20 protein-coding genes are annotated in these 17,499 nt (G+C 51.2%); 14 read left to right on the top strand and 6 right to left on the bottom strand.

Translation table 11 applies throughout. The annotated features are described in order from the left end of the window. Positions 1-119: 119 nt before the first annotated feature. From MKS11_RS09275 to MKS11_RS09250, 6 genes are all read left to right on the top strand, one after another. Positions 120-1,448, top strand: coding sequence for an aspartate aminotransferase family protein (locus MKS11_RS09275; protein WP_017898604.1), 1,329 nt, complete (start codon positions 120-122; stop codon positions 1,446-1,448). After that, on the top strand, positions 1,445-1,999 hold the full coding sequence (locus tag MKS11_RS09270; protein ID WP_023317981.1) for a carboxymuconolactone decarboxylase family protein: 555 nt from the start codon (positions 1,445-1,447) through the stop codon (positions 1,997-1,999). The genes MKS11_RS09275 and MKS11_RS09270 overlap by 4 nt, the downstream gene beginning before the upstream one ends. 127 nt (positions 2,000-2,126) lie before the next feature. Further along, complete coding sequence (gene glnH, locus MKS11_RS09265; protein ID WP_017898602.1) at positions 2,127-2,879, top strand: glutamine ABC transporter substrate-binding protein GlnH; 753 nt, start codon at positions 2,127-2,129, stop codon at positions 2,877-2,879. Positions 2,880-2,930: 51 nt separating this feature from the next. Continuing rightward, on the top strand, positions 2,931-3,587 hold the full coding sequence (glnP, locus tag MKS11_RS09260) for a glutamine ABC transporter permease GlnP (RefSeq protein WP_004203767.1): 657 nt from the start codon (positions 2,931-2,933) through the stop codon (positions 3,585-3,587). A gap of 2 nt (positions 3,588-3,589) precedes the next feature. Then, on the top strand, positions 3,590-4,312 hold the full coding sequence (gene glnQ, locus MKS11_RS09255) for a glutamine ABC transporter ATP-binding protein GlnQ (protein WP_048326304.1): 723 nt from the start codon (positions 3,590-3,592) through the stop codon (positions 4,310-4,312). A 21-nt stretch (positions 4,313-4,333) separates the two neighbouring features. Further along, positions 4,334-5,350, top strand: a complete 1,017-nt coding sequence (locus MKS11_RS09250; protein WP_087771658.1) for a C45 family peptidase — start codon at positions 4,334-4,336, stop codon at positions 5,348-5,350. Here the strand turns inward: MKS11_RS09250 and MKS11_RS09245 are convergent. Continuing rightward, on the bottom strand, positions 5,347-6,537 hold the full coding sequence (locus MKS11_RS09245) for an MFS transporter (protein WP_049115125.1): 1,191 nt from the start codon (positions 6,535-6,537) through the stop codon (positions 5,347-5,349). The genes MKS11_RS09250 and MKS11_RS09245 overlap by 4 nt on opposite strands. 175 nt (positions 6,538-6,712) lie before the next feature. On the opposite strand from MKS11_RS09245, the gene MKS11_RS09240 reads away from it, so the two are divergent. Then, positions 6,713-7,594, top strand: a complete 882-nt coding sequence (locus MKS11_RS09240; protein WP_017898598.1) for a LysR family transcriptional regulator — start codon at positions 6,713-6,715, stop codon at positions 7,592-7,594. Between the two features lie 59 nt (positions 7,595-7,653). On the opposite strand, the gene MKS11_RS09235 is transcribed toward MKS11_RS09240, so the two are convergent. After that, positions 7,654-7,749, bottom strand: a complete 96-nt coding sequence (locus tag MKS11_RS09235) for a hypothetical protein (protein ID WP_226549950.1) — start codon at positions 7,747-7,749, stop codon at positions 7,654-7,656. A gap of 91 nt (positions 7,750-7,840) precedes the next feature. Here MKS11_RS09235 and MKS11_RS09230 point away from each other — a divergent pair, with 91 nt between their 5' ends. Together MKS11_RS09230 and MKS11_RS09225 are read left to right on the top strand one after the other, a co-directional pair. Then, the gene (locus MKS11_RS09230; protein ID WP_004203773.1) at positions 7,841-8,152 is read left to right on the top strand and encodes a hypothetical protein; all 312 of its coding nucleotides are present in this window, start codon (positions 7,841-7,843) and stop codon (positions 8,150-8,152) included. A 247-nt stretch (positions 8,153-8,399) separates the two neighbouring features. After that, positions 8,400-8,840 carry a VOC family protein gene (locus MKS11_RS09225; RefSeq protein WP_087771639.1) on the top strand — a complete coding sequence of 147 codons (441 nt, stop codon included), beginning with the start codon at positions 8,400-8,402 and terminating at the stop codon, positions 8,838-8,840. Positions 8,841-8,987: 147 nt separating this feature from the next. On the opposite strand, the gene MKS11_RS09220 is transcribed toward MKS11_RS09225, so the two are convergent. The 3 genes from MKS11_RS09220 to yeaG form a co-directional block, all read right to left on the bottom strand. Then, a complete protein-coding gene (locus MKS11_RS09220; protein WP_004203776.1) occupies positions 8,988-9,470 on the bottom strand; it encodes a glutathione peroxidase in 483 nt (160 codons plus the stop codon). A gap of 251 nt (positions 9,471-9,721) precedes the next feature. Beyond that, a complete protein-coding gene (locus MKS11_RS09215) occupies positions 9,722-11,005 on the bottom strand; it encodes a YeaH/YhbH family protein (protein ID WP_012968476.1) in 1,284 nt (427 codons plus the stop codon). Positions 11,006-11,090: 85 nt separating this feature from the next. Beyond that, a complete protein-coding gene (gene yeaG, locus MKS11_RS09210) occupies positions 11,091-13,025 on the bottom strand; it encodes a protein kinase YeaG (protein ID WP_004203779.1) in 1,935 nt (644 codons plus the stop codon). Positions 13,026-13,103: 78 nt separating this feature from the next. On the opposite strand from yeaG, the gene MKS11_RS09205 reads away from it, so the two are divergent. The 5 genes from MKS11_RS09205 (at position 13,104) to MKS11_RS09185 (ending at position 17,388) form a co-directional block, all read left to right on the top strand. Further along, positions 13,104-15,053 (top strand): recombinase family protein, encoded by a 1,950-nt coding sequence (locus tag MKS11_RS09205; protein WP_186998144.1) that lies wholly within the window; start codon positions 13,104-13,106, stop codon positions 15,051-15,053. 517 nt (positions 15,054-15,570) lie between these two features. Next, complete coding sequence (locus MKS11_RS09200; RefSeq protein WP_186998145.1) at positions 15,571-15,777, top strand: hypothetical protein; 207 nt, start codon at positions 15,571-15,573, stop codon at positions 15,775-15,777. 435 nt (positions 15,778-16,212) lie between these two features. After that, complete coding sequence (locus tag MKS11_RS09195; RefSeq protein WP_186474317.1) at positions 16,213-16,362, top strand: hypothetical protein; 150 nt, start codon at positions 16,213-16,215, stop codon at positions 16,360-16,362. Positions 16,363-16,444: 82 nt separating this feature from the next. Then, a complete protein-coding gene (locus MKS11_RS09190; protein ID WP_186474314.1) occupies positions 16,445-16,924 on the top strand; it encodes an HNH endonuclease in 480 nt (159 codons plus the stop codon). A 98-nt stretch (positions 16,925-17,022) separates the two neighbouring features. After that, complete coding sequence (locus MKS11_RS09185; protein WP_284109507.1) at positions 17,023-17,388, top strand: hypothetical protein; 366 nt, start codon at positions 17,023-17,025, stop codon at positions 17,386-17,388. A 41-nt stretch (positions 17,389-17,429) separates the two neighbouring features. On the opposite strand, the gene MKS11_RS09180 is transcribed toward MKS11_RS09185, so the two are convergent. Then, the coding region (locus MKS11_RS09180) for a hypothetical protein (RefSeq protein ID WP_223349232.1) at positions 17,430-17,499 on the bottom strand (70 nt) is incomplete at its 5' end.

Raw genomic sequence — 17,499 nt, 5'->3', positions numbered from 1 at the left:
CAAATGTATCAATTATAAGAATAACGGATGCATTTATATCTTTAATTCGTTGACGTGATCCAAATGGATCCTGCAAGATACGCTCAATTCATGTAGCGGATTCAGGAGCAGAACCCAGTATGAGTCATGTCATTCACCGCAGCCTGCGTAGCACGCCGATGGTGGCTTCACGTGCGCAAGGGGCCTATATCTTTGATGCCCAGGGAAAACCGTATCTTGATGCCTGCGGCGGGGCGGCGGTTTCCTGCCTCGGACACGCGCATCCTGATGTGCTGGCGGCGATGCACCGCCAGATCGATCGGCTGGCCTATGCGCATACCAGCTTTTTCACCAGCGATGCCGTCGAGCAGCTTGCCGAACATCTCACCCGCACGGCGCCCGGCGAGCTTAACTACGCCTACTTTGTCTCGGGCGGTTCTGAGGCGGTTGAGACGGCGCTGAAGATGGCGCGGCAGTACTTTGTGGAGATCGGCCAGCCATCGCGCACCCGCTTTATCGCCCGTAAACAGAGCTATCACGGTAATACGCTGGGCGCGCTGGCGGTGGGGGGGAACGAATGGCGCCGTCGTCAGTTTGCTCCCTTATTAATGGATGTTATCCGCGTCTCCGCCTGCAATGAGTACCGCGATCGTCGGGCTGACGAGACCCAACAGCAATATACCGAGCGCCTGCTCAATGAGCTGGAGCAAGCCATCCTTGAGGCCGGCCCGGAAACGATCATCGGTTTCTGTGCCGAAACCGTGGTGGGGGCGACGACGGGAGCCACGCCGCCGACGCCGGGCTATCTGCAAGGGGTCCGCCGCCTGTGCGACAAATACGGCATCCTGTACATCGCGGATGAGGTGATGTGCGGTATGGGGCGGACCGGGACGCTGCATGCGTTTGAACAGGATGACGTGGTGCCCGATTTAGTGACCATCGCCAAAGGACTCGGCGGAGGCTATCAGCCGATTGGGGCGGTGCTGGCGAGTGAGACTATCGTCTCCGCGCTGAAGGCGGGCAGCGGGTTGTTCCAGCATGGTCACACTTACATTTGTCATGCCACCGCCGCGTCGGCAGCCCTGGCGGTGCAGCAAGTGATCGCGCGGGATAATTTGCTGGACGCCGTCAAACAGCAGGGCGCCTATCTGCACAAGGCGCTGCGCGAGGTGCTGGGGGAGTTACCGCATGTCGGTGATACGCGCGGACGCGGCCTGTTTGCGGGGGTCGAGCTGGTGCGTGATAAAGACGACAAAACGCCGTTCGATCCTTCCCTGAAGCTGCACGCTGCGATCAAAGCAAACTGCATGGCGCGTGGACTGATGGTCTATCCCATGGGCGGCACCATCGATGGCCAGTCTGGCGACCACATTCTGATTGCACCGCCGTTTATCATCACCCCGGCGCAGCTCGATTTTGTGGTCGATACCCTGAACTGCGTGATCCGTGAAGAGACGGGGAAATTATGAGCAATCGTTTACCGCCCCTGGCGGAACAGGAATGGGACGTTCAGCAGCGTCAGTTAGCGGAAGAGATTATCAACGGACCGCGCGGCGCCTTGCTGCCGCCCTTTGAACCGCTGCTGCGGAGCCCCGAGCTGATGGCCCATGCCCAGCGTATGGGGGAGTACCTGCGCTATCGCAGCGCGCTGGGCCAGCGTCTTTCTGAACTGGCGATTTTGCTGACCGCGCGGCACTGGTCGCAGCCGGTTGAGTGGGCGATCCATGCGCCGATAGCACGCGAGAAGGGGATTGCTGCCGCGGCGGTGCAGGCGATTAAGGAAAGGCGCCGGCCCGTGGATCTCCGGCCCGATGAGCAGACGGTCTATGACTTCTGTCAGCAGCTGCATCAACAGCAAAAGGTCAGCGATGAGACCTGGCAACAAGCCATTGAGTTATGGGGCGAGAAGGGCGTGGTGGATCTGATTGGAATAAACGGTTATTACAGTTTTCTCTCCATGGTGATGAACAGCGCCCAGACGCCAGCACCGGCTACCTCTGACTCTCTGTTTTCTGCATAAGTTATCGTTTTTATTCGGGCGCATAAAACTGCGCCCGGTATATCAGCTCTTGTTATTGATTCTTCCGGCGAGATATTTCGCAGGGTGACGTTCGTTGTAGGCTATTTCACTGACGCTGAGGGTAATTATGAGTGGATTATTTAAGAAATTAAAGCTGACGCTGGCATTAGTTATTTGTTCAGCCAGTTTTGTTACAGCAGCAGAAGATAAAATAACGGTGGGTGTCGATACTGCCTTTGTTCCATTTGAATTTAAACAAGGCGATAAATATGTCGGCTTTGATATCGATCTGTGGGACGCGATTGCGAAGAAAATGCATATCAGCTACGAATTAAGGCCGATGGATTTCGGTGGCCTGATCCCCGGTCTGCAGTCGCGTAATCTGGACGTGGCGATGGCGGGAATAACGATTACCGATGCGCGCAAGCAGGTCGTGGACTTCAGTGAAGGATATTATAATGCTGACCTGTTAATAGCCGTGAAAAGTACCGACAATTCCATTGTTAAATTCAGTGATTTGACCGGGAAAAAAGTCGGCCTTAAGCAGGGGACGGCGGCAGCCAGCTTTATGAAAAGCAAATATAAAGCGAATTACATCGAGTTCCCGAATATCGATAACGCTTACCTTGACCTGCAGGCCGGTAATCTCGATGCCGTCGTTCATGATTCGCCGAATGTCCTTTACTACGTGAAGACGGCGGGTAATGGCAAGGTCAAATCCACTGGTGAGACGGACAGCATTCTGCCACAGCAGTATGGCTTTGCGATGCAGAAAAACAGCAGCCTGACGCCAAAAGTCAACCAGGCCCTGCAGGCCCTGCGCGCCGATGGTACCTACGACAAGATTTACGTAAAGTGGTTTGCTAAACAGCCGAAATAACCCTGCCAGGTCGGAGCGATCCGACCTCATATTTTCTTTACGGGTAGAAGCATGAATTTTGACAGTCGCTATATTTGGGATGCATTGCCGCTGCTGATGCAAGGCTTGCAGCTGACGCTAATTATTTCGTTATCAGGTTTGTTAGGTGGATTAATCATTGGTTTGCTGGCCGGGACCTGCCGCGCATTAGGTGGGACAATATCCAAAACGGTATCGCTGGTGTTTGTGGAATTAATCCGCGGGACGCCAATTATGGTGCAGGTGATGTTTATCTACTTCGCCCTGCCGATGGTGTTGCCGGTGCGTATTGACCCGGTTCCTGCCGCCATTATCACCATTGTGATTAACTCCGGGGCTTATATAGCGGAGATCACCCGGGGCGCGATTCTGTCGATCAATAAAGGATTTAAAGAAGCCAGCCTCGCGATGGGGTTATCGCCGCGCAGCACCCTGTGGCATGTCATTATGCCGCTGGCTTTTCGGCGGATGATCCCGGCATTAGGCAATCAATGGATTATCAGTATTAAAGATACGTCGCTGTTTATTGTGATTGGCGTGGCAGAATTAACCCGTCAGGGACAAGAGATTATTGCCGGCAACTTTCGGGCGCTGGAGGTGTGGACGGCGGTGGCGATGATTTATCTGTTTTTGACATTGTGCCTGAGCTTCCTGCTAAAACAAGTTGAGAAAAGGATCCATATTTTATGAGCATGGTTGAATTTAGCGCGGTGGCGAAAAACTTCGGCGCCACTCAGGTGCTGCACGATATCAATTTAAAGATTGAAGCGGGCGAGGTGGTGGTGATCATCGGTCCTTCCGGCTCGGGAAAATCGACCCTGCTGCGTTGTATTAACAAACTGGAAGAGATCTCCTCGGGCACGCTGCTGGTGGCGGGCATGCATATTACGGATCCGCACGCGAATGAGTGTGATATTCGCCGCGAAGCCGGTATGGTGTTTCAACAGTTTCATTTGTTCCCGCATCTGACCGCCCTGGAGAATGTCATGTTCGGTCCGCTTCGCGTGCGCAAGCAGAGCAAGGCCACAGCGCGGGAGCAGGCGCTGGCGTTGCTGGATCGCGTGGGGCTGCGTGAACGCGCTAACCACTATCCTGCCGAGCTCTCGGGCGGTCAGCAGCAGCGTGTGGCGATAGCTCGCGCCCTGGCGGTGAAACCCAAAATGATGTTATTTGATGAGCCAACATCCGCCCTCGATCCTGAACTGCGGCATGAGGTGTTAAAGGTCATGCGCTCGCTGGCCGACGAGGGCATGACGATGGTGATTGTGACCCATGAGATTGGCTTTGCCAGAGAGGTGGCTTCCCGGTTGATTTTTATTGATGGCGGCACTATTGCCGAAGATGGTTCACCTGAGGCGCTGCTCACGGCCAGCAGCAATCCGCGTCTGCAAGAGTTTTTGCAACACGTATCCTGAACATAAGTGAATAATGACAATATGAAAACAATCGCAATCCGAGGTTCCGCTTTTGCGGTCGGTCAGCAGCTTGGCGCGTTTGGTCGTGAGGCCTGGCAGACAAAAATCAGGCAAACGGCGCTGTGGCAAACGGTGGCCGCCCTGAAAACGACGGAACAGACCCAGCGCATGCGCGCAGCCGTGCAGGCTCAGTTCCCGCTGATCTGGCAGGAGCTGGAGGGCATGGCGGAGGGGCTGCAGGCGCCGGTGGATGAGGTGTTCGCCTGGAACTGTCGCGGCGATCTGGTGCGTTCGACGTCGGATGGCTGCACCACCCTGGCGGGGAGAAGCGCAGAGGGCGAGTTGATCATTGCGCACAATGAAGACGGCTTCCCGCAGCTGCGTGAAGACTGCGCCATCGTCAGCATAACCCCGGACGTGGGCCTCGCCTTTACCAGCTTCGCCTATCCCGGCTCCCTGTGCGGACATACCTTCGCAGTGAATGAGAAGGGGATAGTCAATACGGTCAACAATATTCGCGCCGTGCATCGTCCGGACGGGATGCCGCGCCAGATTCTGGCCCGCGCCTCGCTGAACGCCACCACCTTAGAGGAAGCCGTCACTCTGCTGAGCGCCACGCCTCGCGCGGGCGCGTTTCACCACACCCTGGGCCAGATGGGCGATAGCCGTCTGTTTAGCGTGGAAGCCACCGGCTCCGGCAGCTCGGTGCTCGCGTTGTCCGCCACCAGCGGGCATGCCAACCATCTGATCCATCCCCAGCTTGCGGCTATTGAACAGATCGTGACCGGCAGCTCCGGCTCGCGCCAGCGGCGCCTGGACGCGTGGCTGGCGACGAACCCGCCGCTGGATGGCGTGACAGCGAAAGCGATGCTCTCCGACCAGCAGGATCCGTTGTTACCGATTTACCGGCTGTCTCCCGACGATCCGGATGAGGAAAATACGCTGGCGACGGCCATTTTTACCTTGAGCGCGACCCGCGTCGTGTGGCAGGTCTTCACGCTGAACCGTGAAAACGCGGTTTTACAGGGCAGCGTTTAGCGGCCTGAGGGCGCTTTCAGCAGAGCGATCAGCAGCGTACTGCCCACCATGATCCCCGCCGCCAGCCACACCATTCCCGACAGGCCAGCTGAGGCGATCAGCTGGCCGCCGACAAGCGCCCCGGTGCCGATGGCGGCATTAAAAATAGCCACGTAAATGGCTGACGCCGGCTGGGCGACCGCGCCCGCGCTGCGCAGTAGCCAGGTCTGTAAGCCGACGAACACAATCGCGATGCCGGCGCCCCACAGGGCTAACAGTAGCCCGCTAAAACAGAATGGCAGTGGCGCAAAACGGGCGGTGCCAAGGATCGCCAGCGCGCCCCCGCTCAGCAGCAGCGCAGCGAAAATCAGCCCCTTCAGATGACGATCGATGAGCTTCCCCGCGATAACGTTACCCAGCAGCCCGGAAACCCCTGACAGCAGCAGCAGGCCGGAGAGGGCGGTCGTCGGGACTCCCTGCAGATTTATCAGCAGCGGTTCAATGTAGGTGAAGGCGGCAAAGTGAGCGGTAATGATGCATGCCGTGGCGCCATACAGGCCACCGAGCAGCGGATTGCGGAAAATATCACGATAAACGCGCAGCCTGACGGGGGCTGGGGCGGCCAGCGCGGGCAGCGTCGAGCACAGCACCGCAGCGGCGGCCAGTGACAGCAAGGCCATCGCCATAAACGCGTATCGCCAGCCCGCCAGGGTGGCGATAAAGCTCGCCAGCGGCACCCCCACTACGCTTGCCGCCGACACGCCGCCAAAAATGATCGCCGTGGCCAGCCCCAGCCGGTGCGGCGGCACCATCTGCGCGGCGACGATGCCAATTAAGGCCCAGAAGGCGCCATGCGCCAGGGCGCCAATCATGCGGGCGCTCATCAGGGCGAACATCGAATAAGACCGGGTTGCGGCGAGGCAGGAAAGCGCGAGGATCAGCATCAGCCCGACCAGCAGCGCCTTGCGGGAAATACGCGCCGGCATTGCGCCGGAAAGCAGAGCCGCCAGGGCGCCCACCCAGCCATAGGCGGTGACGGCGAGACCCATGCCAGATTCAGTCTGGTGAAAATCCGCCGCCAGGGCGCTGAGCATGCCCACCGGCGCCAGTTCGCTGGTGACGATTGAAAAGGCGCAGATCCCGAGTGCAACGACGGCTATCCAGACGCGCGCCGGCGCCGGGTGGAGGGGTAAAGCAATCTCTTTCATATCAGGCGTATCCTTAGGAAAGGAGCGTTCCGCGCGGTACACGGACGTTCAGGTGAGGAGAGAGCAGGCGACCGGATGGCCTGGTTGTCTCCGCGAGTGGCGTGCAGTATCATCCCTGCGAAACTGATAAAAAATAGCGGAAAACGGAGAGTCGTTTTCCATAAATGGAAAACAGATGACCGCAGAATTTAACTGGGATGATGCGCGCATATTCCTCGCCATCGCCCGGGCGGGAACGCTGAGCGGCGCCGCCGACAAGATGAACATGGGGATAGCCACGGTCTCCCGCCGGCTGGATCGGCTGGAGCAGGCGTTGAACGTTCCGCTCTTCAGCCGCCATCAGAGCGGCTATCGCCTGACCGATGATGGCGAAGCCCTGCTCGCGCGGGCCGAGGCGCTGGAATACGCAGGCCTGGCGTTTGGCGAAGCGGCGCAACTGCAGGGGCATGTCGCCGGGGTTGTCCGCCTGGCCACCTCGGATAACCTGGCCACGCATTTTATTCTGCCCTCCCTGAAAGGGCTCCTGGACCATTATCCCGAGCTGCGGGTGGAGGTGCTGAGCGGCGTGCAGCCGGTGAACCTGCACCGTCGGGATGCCGATCTGGCGATTCGCATGGTCAAGCCTGAGGCCGGGCATTTGACGTTAAAGCGACTGGGGACGGTGGGGTTTGGCGTCTATGGCGCCGCCGGCTATCTGGCCGGTGCGGACGGCCTGTCGCTGAGCGAGGCGGACTTTGTGGGGTGGCCGGAAACTCACCAGCACCTGCCGGCCGCCCAATGGATCGCGCGCACCCTGAGAGGGCGGCCGTGTAAAGTCGAAGCCAATACGCTCGTGGCCCAGGTTTCCGCGGTATCCGCGGGCCTCGGACTGGGCGTTCTGCCGCACTTTATGGCACGGGCCAGCGGCCTGCAGTGCCTGCAGCCGGAGATCGGCGCGGATCAGACTCTCTGGCTGGTGATGCATTCCGACCTGGCCGGGTCCAGACGCGTGCGGGTTATCGCCGACCATCTCATCACCCTCTTTGCGGCCCATCAAGATCGGCTGGCGATGCCCTGAAGGGGCGTGTAGCGATACGACTGCCCGAGGCTGACGAGCCACGATTTTTTCCGCGCCAGCTAACAGCGATACTCGCCGCGCAATATTCGGCCCAATGCTGCTCCGCAGTCGAAAATCGTGCAGAGTGAGAGGATATCCCCGTCCGGCAAAATAATTTAGTGTTGTGGCCAGCGCCGCATTGTCGCGCTCCCCCAGAAATGCCTGTCGATGTTAGGGTGAGACGTTTATCACCACAGGAGAACGCAAATGATTGTCAGGACCTGGCACGGCTGTGTGCCATTGCAGCATGCTGAGGGGTTTGCCCGCCACCTCGAGCGGACCGGCGTAGAACACGCTCAGAGCATCGCCGGCAACAGAGGCGCCCTGGTGCGCCGGGAAAATCAGGGCGAATGGGCGCATTTCTTTCTCGCCACCTACTGGCAGGATCTCGCGGCGGTCAAAGCCTTCGCAGGCGAAGACTATCACGTCGCGGTCACCTATCCGGACGATGAAGTATTCGAACTCCTCTCCGACCCCTACGTGTTTCAGCATGAAGTTGAGGCCGTGTCGCCGCTGTAGACTGATGACCGGGCAGGTGGAAGATCGGCCAGCAACAGACGGTTGCTGGCCGCGTGAGATCGACTGACGTCACCGGTTAATTAACCCTGGACCGGTCAACTGCGCCAGCGTTTAACAGGTGGGGCTATGTCGAAACCGCCGATGCTCAGACGGCAAAACGGCGTCAGGCGCATCAGAGGAAATCGTTTATTGTTACGTTAAGAGGTATCCTGCCTGTTCTGGGAAACGGCAAAGAGGATGTCATAAGATGCTGGCTTATATCACGATAGGTACCAATGATTTTCAGCGCTCAGTAGATTTTTATGACGCTATTTTTAATGTTCTTGGCTACTCACGTCTGCCGGCCTGGACAGAAAGCTGGGCAATGTGGGGAGATAAAAATAATCCGGAAAAGGCGTTCAGCTTTTGTATTTGCTCTCCTTTTGACGGACATTCCGCAACGGCGGGAAACGGGACAATGTTTGCATTCCAGGCTGATAACGCAGAGATTGTCAGACAGTTCCATGCCGCTGGCCTTCTTGCAGGAGGGCAAAATGAAGGCGCACCGGGCACACGCCCCGCCTATGGCCCCGACTTTTATGTGGCCTACCTGCGCGATCCTGACGGGAATAAGCTGGCATGCGTTTGTCAGCATTATTCTCCCGCAACTGATAAGTTCGTCAACCAGAAACAGGCGCTTCGCATATAGCATCTTACGGTTTTGCGCGTTTACAGCCCCTGACGTGAAATGGGGCGTTCCGGCGACAGCTGGCGCGGTCGGCTACAGGCCAGGAACCAATATCTATCTTGTATGGGCAGACAGCCACCGTTGGGTGAACGTGGAATGACTGCACACTCAGCGCTTGAGGGCGGCAACAATGGAGGCCTCCATTTTCTCCGGTGTCGTGAACGGCGCAAAACGCGTGAGGGGTGTGCCGTCGCGACCGATGAGGAACTTGGTGAAATTCCACTTGATCCGTCCGCCGAGCACGCCGGGCAACGCTTGTTTCAAATAACGAAACAGCGGGTGTGCAGCGGGGCCGTTGACGTCCACTTTCGCAAACATCGGGAAGCTCACGCCGTAGTTAACGTGACAGGTCTGCTCGATTTCATCCGCACCGCCGGGTTCCTGCTTGCCAAACTGGTTGCACGGAAAACCAAGCACCACCAGCCCCTGAGCCGCGTACTTTTTGTAGAGCGCTTCCAGGCCAGCATACTGTGACGTGAAACCACAATGGCTGGCCGTATTCACCACCAGAACCACCTTGCCAGCATAGTCAGCCATGGAGAGAGGTTGGCCGCGCAGGCGGGTGGCGGTCAATTGATAAAAAGGGGTCATAGCAGGCTCCTGAGAGTGGAAACAGTGCAACGCTGACGATCGCGTGAATGTTTGAAGCAGATTAGGCAGTTATAATACACAGGGTTAGGGATTTGTACCTGGAATGTACAACAAGGGGGAAAGAAGCATTTTGCGATGAGGCATTTGCATCTATTCTGCACAAAAAATGAGCGTATTGATTAATAGAGAAATAAAAGCATTTAAAAAATAAATCAGCCAGCAGGTGACGCTAACTGGCTGATTTTATTTAACTACGCTTCACTTTTAGAGGACTGCTTGTGAAACAGCTCGCGGAATACCGGGTAGATATCCTCCTGGTCGCGAATATGCTGCATGGCGAAATTATCAAAGGTCGCCTGCAAGTGTTCATACTCGCGCCACAGGGTCTGGTGCGCCCGGCGGGTAATTTCGATATAGCTGTAATAACGCACCACCGGCAGAATTTTCTTCGCCAGCAGTTCGTGGCACAGTGGGGAGTCATCGGCCCAGTTGTCGCCATCCGACGCCTGGGCGGCGTAGATGTTCCACTGCGCCGGGTCATAACGCGCCTGCACCACCTCATCCATCAGCTTGAGGGCGCTGGAAACGATGGTGCCGCCGGTTTCCTGAGAATAGAAGAATTCGTGTTCATCCACCTCTTTCGCCTGGGTATGGTGGCGGATATAGACCACATCGACGTTTTTATAGGTCCGGCTGAGGAACAGATACAGCAGGATATAAAAGCGCTTGGCCATGTCTTTGGTGGCCTGGTCCATCGAGCCTGAGACGTCCATCAGGCAGAACATTACCGCCTGGCTGGAGGGCTCCGGCCGTTTTTCATAATTTTTGTAGCGTAAGTCAAAGGTGTCGATAAACGGCACCCGTTCAATTTTAGCCCGCAGTTCGGCAATCTCTTTGCGCAGGCGCTCCTCCTCCAGCAGCTGCACCGGCTCGCTGCGGCTGATGGTCTCCAGATCCTCCTCCAGAGCGCGCAGCTCACGGCGCTTGCCGGCGGTCATCGCCGTCCGACGTGCCAGCGAGTTCTGCAGCGAACGCACCACGCTGATGTTGGCCGGCACCCCGTTAGAGGTAAAACCCGCGCGATGGGTTTTAAACTCGTTTAGCTGCCGGTGCTGATTTTTCTTCAGGTTCGGCAGGGCGAGATCTTCAAACAGCAGATCCAGGTACTCATCTTTTGAAATCTGGAAGACAAACTCATCCTTCCCTTCGCCATCGGCGCTGGCTTGCCCCTGACCGCCGCCACCGCCGCCGCCGCCCCCTTGCGGGCGTTCGATCCGATCGTTTTGCACGAAATGGTCATTGCCCGGGTGGACGCGGTTGCGTAGTCCGCCGCGACCCTGATGAAACATCGGCTCGTTGATATCGTCCGTCGGTATCGAGACGGATTCTCCGCTCTCAATATCGGTCACCGAGCGCTTGTTGATGGCCTCGGAGATTGATTGTTTAATCTGCGCCTTATAACGGCGCAAAAAGCGCTGACGATTGACGGCGCTTTTGTTTTTCCCGTTCAGGCGTCGGTCTATGAACCAGGTCATATGCCCTCCTGTACTGCATTAGCCAACTTTACTTATCATCATTCAGCTGCAGTTGACCCGGCGGCGCACCGCCGGGCTGGACGCATCAGGACGATTTACGAACCCGCAGGTACCACTCGCACAGCAGGCGAACCTGTTTGCGGGTGTAGCCTTTCTCCATCATGCGGTCGACAAAGTCGTCGTGTTTTTTCTGCTCATCGGTTGAGGTTTTGGCGTTAAACGAAATGACCGGCAACAGCTCTTCGGTATTGGAGAACATTTTCTTCTCAATAACCGTGCGCAGTTTCTCATAGCTGGTCCAGTTCGGATTACGTCCGCTGTTGTTGGCTCTGGCGCGCAGCACAAAGTTGACGATTTCATTACGGAAGTCTTTCGGGTTGCTGATCCCGGCCGGCTTCTCAATTTTCTCCAGCTCGGCATTCAACGATTCACGGTCAAACAGCTGCCCGGTGTCCGGATCGCGATATTCCTGATCCTGGATCCAGAAGTCAGCGTAGGTGACATAGCGATCGAAAATGTTCTGCCCATACTCGGAGTAGGATTCCAGATAGGCGGTCTGGATCTCTTTGCCGATAAACTCGGCGTATTTCGGGATCAGATAGCCTTTGAGGAACTCCAGATAGCGCTCGGCCTGCTCCTGCGGGAACTGTTCGCGCTCAATCTGCTGCTCCAGGACATAGAACAGATGCACCGGGTTGGCCGCCACTTCAACATGGTCGAAGTTAAACACCCTTGAGAGGATCTTAAAGGCGAAGCGGGTGGAGAGCCCGTTCATCCCTTCATCCACCCCGGCATAGTCGCGATACTCCTGATAGGATTTCGCTTTCGGGTCGGTATCTTTCAGGCTCTCGCCGTCATAGACCCGCATTTTCGAGTAGATACTCGAGTTTTCCGGCTCTTTCAGGCGCGACAGAATCGAGAAGCGCGCCAGCGTTTCCAGAGTGCCCGGGGCGCATGGCGCATGAGTCAACTCACTGCTGTTGAGCAGTTTTTCATAGATACGGATCTCTTCGGAGATCCGCAGGCAATAAGGCACTTTGACGATATAGACGCGGTCGAGGAAGGCCTCATTGTTTTTGTTATTACGGAAGGTCACCCATTCCGATTCGTTAGAGTGGGCAAGGATGATCCCGTTAAACGGCAGGGCGGAGATCCCTTCGGTCCCGTTGTAGTTACCTTCCTGAGTCGCGGTCAGCAGCGGATGCAGCACCTTGATCGGCGCTTTAAACATCTCGACGAACTCCATGATCCCCTGGTTGGCGCGGCACAGCGCACCGGAGTAGCCGTAGGCGTCCGGGTCGTTCTGCGCATAGTGTTCCAGCTTGCGGATATCCACTTTACCCACCAGCGCCGAAATATCCTGGTTGTTTTCATCGCCCGGTTCGGTTTTGGCGATGGCGACCTGTTCGAGAATCGATGGCCAGACTTTGACCACGCGGAATTTCGTGATATCGCCGCCAAACTCATGCAGGCGTTTGGCCGCCCATGGCGACATAATAGTGCCGAGATAGCGGGTAGGGACGCCATACTCTTTCTGAAGGATCTGCGCATCCTCCTGCGGATTGAACAGACACAGCGGGTGATCGTTAACCGGGCTGCGCTCGCCGTTGGCGCTCAGCACATAGATAGGCACGCGCTGCATCAGGGCTTTCAGCCGTTCAGCCAGCGATGATTTACCCCCGCCCACCGGTCCCAGCAGATAGAGGATCTGTTTCTTCTCTTCCAGCCCCTGGGCGGCATGCTTGAGGTAGGAAACGATCTGCTCAATGGCGTCTTCCATACCGTAAAACTCTTCAAACGCCGGATAGCGTGCGATAACCCGGTTTGAAAAGAGACGGGATAGCCGCGGCTCGAGAGCCGTATCAACCATGACGGGTTCACCAATGGCCATCAACAGACGTTCTGCCGCATTGGCATAGGCACTGCGATCTTGCCGGCAGATGGTAAGAAACTCCTGCAGTGTGAACTCTTCGTCCTTGGCAGCTTCATAGCGCTGGCGATAGTGATCGAATATATTCATGGCATGCCGTCCTTTCGTATACTATGGGAACATTTTGATTTAATACTTTTAGCGTAGTTCTTCAACGGGATAAAAATTATGCTCCGTCCTATATGTTATGAGCGAGTATCAAGCATTCAGCAAATCGAAGGGGGTGGTGGTCTGGATGACCAACGTTCAGCTCTGGAAGGTTATTTAGATAGAAATGCTGCATTGTTCAATGATGATAGAATATTCATTCAGGATAGAGGGGTTAGTGCGTTTAAAAATTCTAATATATCACCAGAGTCACAACTTGGGATATTTTTGCAGGATGTGCAAAATCGCAAGTACGGAGAAGGGGACGCACTCATAGTTATGTCACTCGACCGTATTAGCCGCCGTTCCAGTTGGGCAGAGGACACTATCAGGTTCATCGTGAACAGTGGTGTCGAGGTTCATGATATTTCTGCCAGTACTGTGTTACGGAAAGATGATCCACACTCGAAACTTATCATGGAACTGATACAGATGCGTTCTCACAATGAATCGCTTATGAAGTCAGTACGTGCAAAGGCTGCGTGGGATAGAAAGATCAAAGAAGCCATCAAAGAAGGTAAGGTTATATCAAATAGAATGCCTGTATGGCTAGTCAATGAGGGAGGTAAGTACGCGGTAAATGAAGAGAAGGTAGAGTTGATTCGTTCATGTTTTCAGATGTACGCCGCTGGCATGAGTACTGGTGAGATTGTGAAGCATTACAAACAGAGGGGCGTTTTGCTTCAGATGGTGACTGTTTCAAACTGGGTTCGTGATCGTCGTTTGTTGGGTGAGCACAAACGTTATAACGATGAGGTATATCGTGGCGTATATCCAGTTGTGATTGAGGATGAGCTATTTATTACAGCTAACCGTATGATGGACCGCGTTGGTCTTGAGAAGAAGAAACCACGCGAAGATTTACTATTAGACCATGAAGTTGTGAAGAAGATTTTCCGACTATTTGAAGATGGTGTTGGAACTGGTTCGATAGTTAAGCAGTTAGAAGCTGGTTGGAGTACTGTCAATGTCTTAAGAGTACTGCGAGATAAAAAGGTTGTTAAGATGAAAATCATCGACAACTTAACATTTGAACGCGTAAACCAGAAGTTATCATTAAATGGTGTAGCTAATCGCATCAGAAAAGATTTATCAATTGCTCAAGATGATTACATAACAAACTTGTTTCCTAAGATTCTCAAGTGTGGTTGCTGCGGTGGGAATATTGCTATTCACTATAATCATGTAAGAACAAAGTATGTTATCTGTCGTACACGTGAAGAGAAGAAAGCTTGTGATGCTAAGTCAATTCAATATATCAGGATTGAAAAGAACATTCTAGAAACAGTGAAGAATGTCGATTTTGAACAATTGATGAAAAAAGAAGAAAACAATAGTTCCCCAGTAGATACATTACGTGAGGAACTATCTTCATTACGTGCGGAAGAAAAAGCATTCATTACTCGTATTGAAGAGCGTAAGAATAATAAGTTACGGGCAGGTCTAATTCTTAGTGATGGATTAACTGAGGTACAGGATAGAATAATTCAGGTAGAGGATGAACTAATAGCATTACAGGATGTTCGAGAGATACCAAAACTCGATTTCAACATTGATGAGGTATTAGACCCTATGAACGTAGAGCTACGGGCTAAGGTTCGTAAGGAGCTACGATTAGTGCTTAAGACGATCAGATATAGACTTATTGCTAATGCTATCTTTATACATTTGGATTATTTCAATGACTACCTTACACATGTTTTAGTGATTAATAATAAACGAGGTGGTGGTGAGATGCTGACTGAATTCATTATTGAGCAGCGTGATAATGTAAGAAGTTATAAAACTGACTCATTCAGCCTAACATACACTGAAGGGGATGAACTACCAGTGTTTAGAACACTAGATAGTAGACCTATCAACTTTATTGAATACGTATTATTACGTGATTATATACGTGAATTAGAAGGTGAGGAATCAGTAACATCCGTATGGATGAACTGTAATGAGCAATTTATATTCCAGTCTTAGTAGTTCTGGGGATACTACAGTAGCAGTACTGAAAATGGCTAAAGAAATACTGAATGTCATACACCTATCCACCAACTATCAATACTTTCAGATAACAAAACTAGCCCCATACTTTGGGGCTTTATTGATTATGTACTATTCAAGTACTATTAAAACTTATAGTTCTCAAAAGTATTCAATCAAAAATAATTTAAGTATTTGGAGGTCGCATGAATAGAGGTGTTGAGAGTGATCGGGTTATTTCTATGAAAGATTAGTGCTTGCTAAAATAAAAAAATATGAAATAATAAATTTCATCGAATGGCGTGTTGTTGCAAAGCTGCTTTTGATAGAATATCGGTTGCCTTCTACCGATATAAAGATGCTAGGCATTACCTACACGAAAAATGAATCATTAATGAAGTATCTCAAACTGTTTTGGTTGCTTTCCAGCTATAAAGCAATGTAAGTTAGGGTGGTTCTTTATTCCATTATTTTTGTCAAAATTTTAAATTAATAACAATGTGAGGTAGTAATAATGCGTGCTTTAAATCGTAATGGAAGTTTAGTTAAAATAAAAATTGATGATATCGTTTATATTAAAACACCAGGTACTAATGAAAAACGTGGTGTAAAAGTGATTGGTATTATTGAAGATCAGATTGTAGTTGTTACAGTAGGTAGCGATGGAAAGTATTATGAACCATTGATTGTACTAGAAGATGAAATTATTTTAGTAGTTTAAATATGCTCACTACTGAATACTACAATTTAATAGGTGTACCAATGGTATACCTTTTTTTATGTCTTATGATAAATACTCTTACAATGAAACGTAAGAGGGGATTTAAATGTTAAATTGGATTATGACAGTAGTAGTAGTACTGATTGGTTTCTTAGTAATGGTAACAGGATTGATTGAATATTTGTTCATGGGTTATCTTGCTTACCTACTAATATTGATAGTTTTATCTGTTTTTTCTCGTATTTGGCTATGTTTCCATACGGAAAATGATAAATAGATATGTAATGAAAAAAGAAAACCAGGATGAAATTAAATTTTATTCTATAATAAGAGTGTCTAATAAAAATCTCCTCCAATGAAAATTTAGCCCCATGGCAATCATGGGGTTTTTATCGCATGGGGAAATGGCGATTTTGTATAGCACAAGGAAACCATATGAGTAATAAAACAAAACAAATAAATGTAAGACTAACAGAAGGTCAAATTACCTCACTACTAAGGATTGTCGATGATGGTAAAGCTAAAACAATTAGTGAAGCACTTGTTTATATAATAAATCAGTACTCAATATTAAACAGTAAGTAATTAACAACGTTTGATACTATCGTAAAAAGTATTGGGAAGTACTAACACGGATTAGTTAGTACTAAATTAATGGAATAACAAAATGGAAATCTGGAAACAAACACAATATATTAATTATGAGGTAAGTAATCAAGGTAATGTAAGAAATACTAAAACTGGTCTAGTACTAACAAACAGTTTAAGTAAAAGTAATAATTATTATAAAGTAACACTTAGTGTTGGTATGAAAGGAAGTCGTAAATCATTACCAATTGAAGTTCATAGATTAGTTGCAGAAGCATTTGTACTGAAACCATCTAGTAGTAAATCATTAGTTGTAGATCATATCGACAATAATAAACATAACAATGAAGAAAGTAATCTACAGTGGTTAACCCAATCAGATAATATCCGCAAATCTAAAAGAAATAATAAAAGAACAAAATTCAGTGAAGAACAAAAACAAGAAATCAAAGATGTATATGCAAGTGGTCAATACTCATTGATAAAATTAACTCAGTACTTTAACACTAAGTTCAATGTGACGGCTTCTCGTAATACATATACAAACATTGTGAAATAAAAAATCCCGGTAAACATCACCGGGTTATCATGAAATATAAAACATCTTAACAAACGTATTTATGTTTCATGATTTTAATTTAAAAGGGAACATATAAAATGGCAAGAAAACATTCAAGCTTTGATAATAAAAATCTAAAATCACTAATTAGTCAGTACAAGTTATATAAAGATATTCCATGTGAGGATATTAAAGATATAATGAAGGATGCCGTATCTAAACTTAAAGTAAGAGATAAAATTAGTGTATATGATGTGTTTACAGTATTAAGCAATGAAGATGAGATACGAAATGATTTACTATTCAGTACTATCAATACGATTAAAGTACAACAGAATAAAAAACAGGTTAAAGAACGTATGATAAGATACTACGGGGCAGCTATCACTGATGCAGCAGTAAGAATAGAACAGTATTTGATTGAGAATCCAGAAGCTCTACCTGCACCTGGCTTTGTTGAATAAATCAGATTTCGGGTAAGTCTCCCCCGTAGCGGGTTGTGTTTTCAGGCAATACGCACGCTTTCAGGCATACCTGCTTTCGTCATTTTGTTCAGCGCTCGTACCAGGGCCATA

Source organism: Klebsiella sp. K5-45, assembly GCF_030128605.1.
GTDB classification, from domain to species: Bacteria; Pseudomonadota; Gammaproteobacteria; order Enterobacterales; family Enterobacteriaceae; genus Klebsiella; species Klebsiella quasipneumoniae.
The sequence above is the reverse complement of the archived record's forward strand: the minus strand, read 5'-3'. Positions and strand labels throughout refer to the sequence as shown.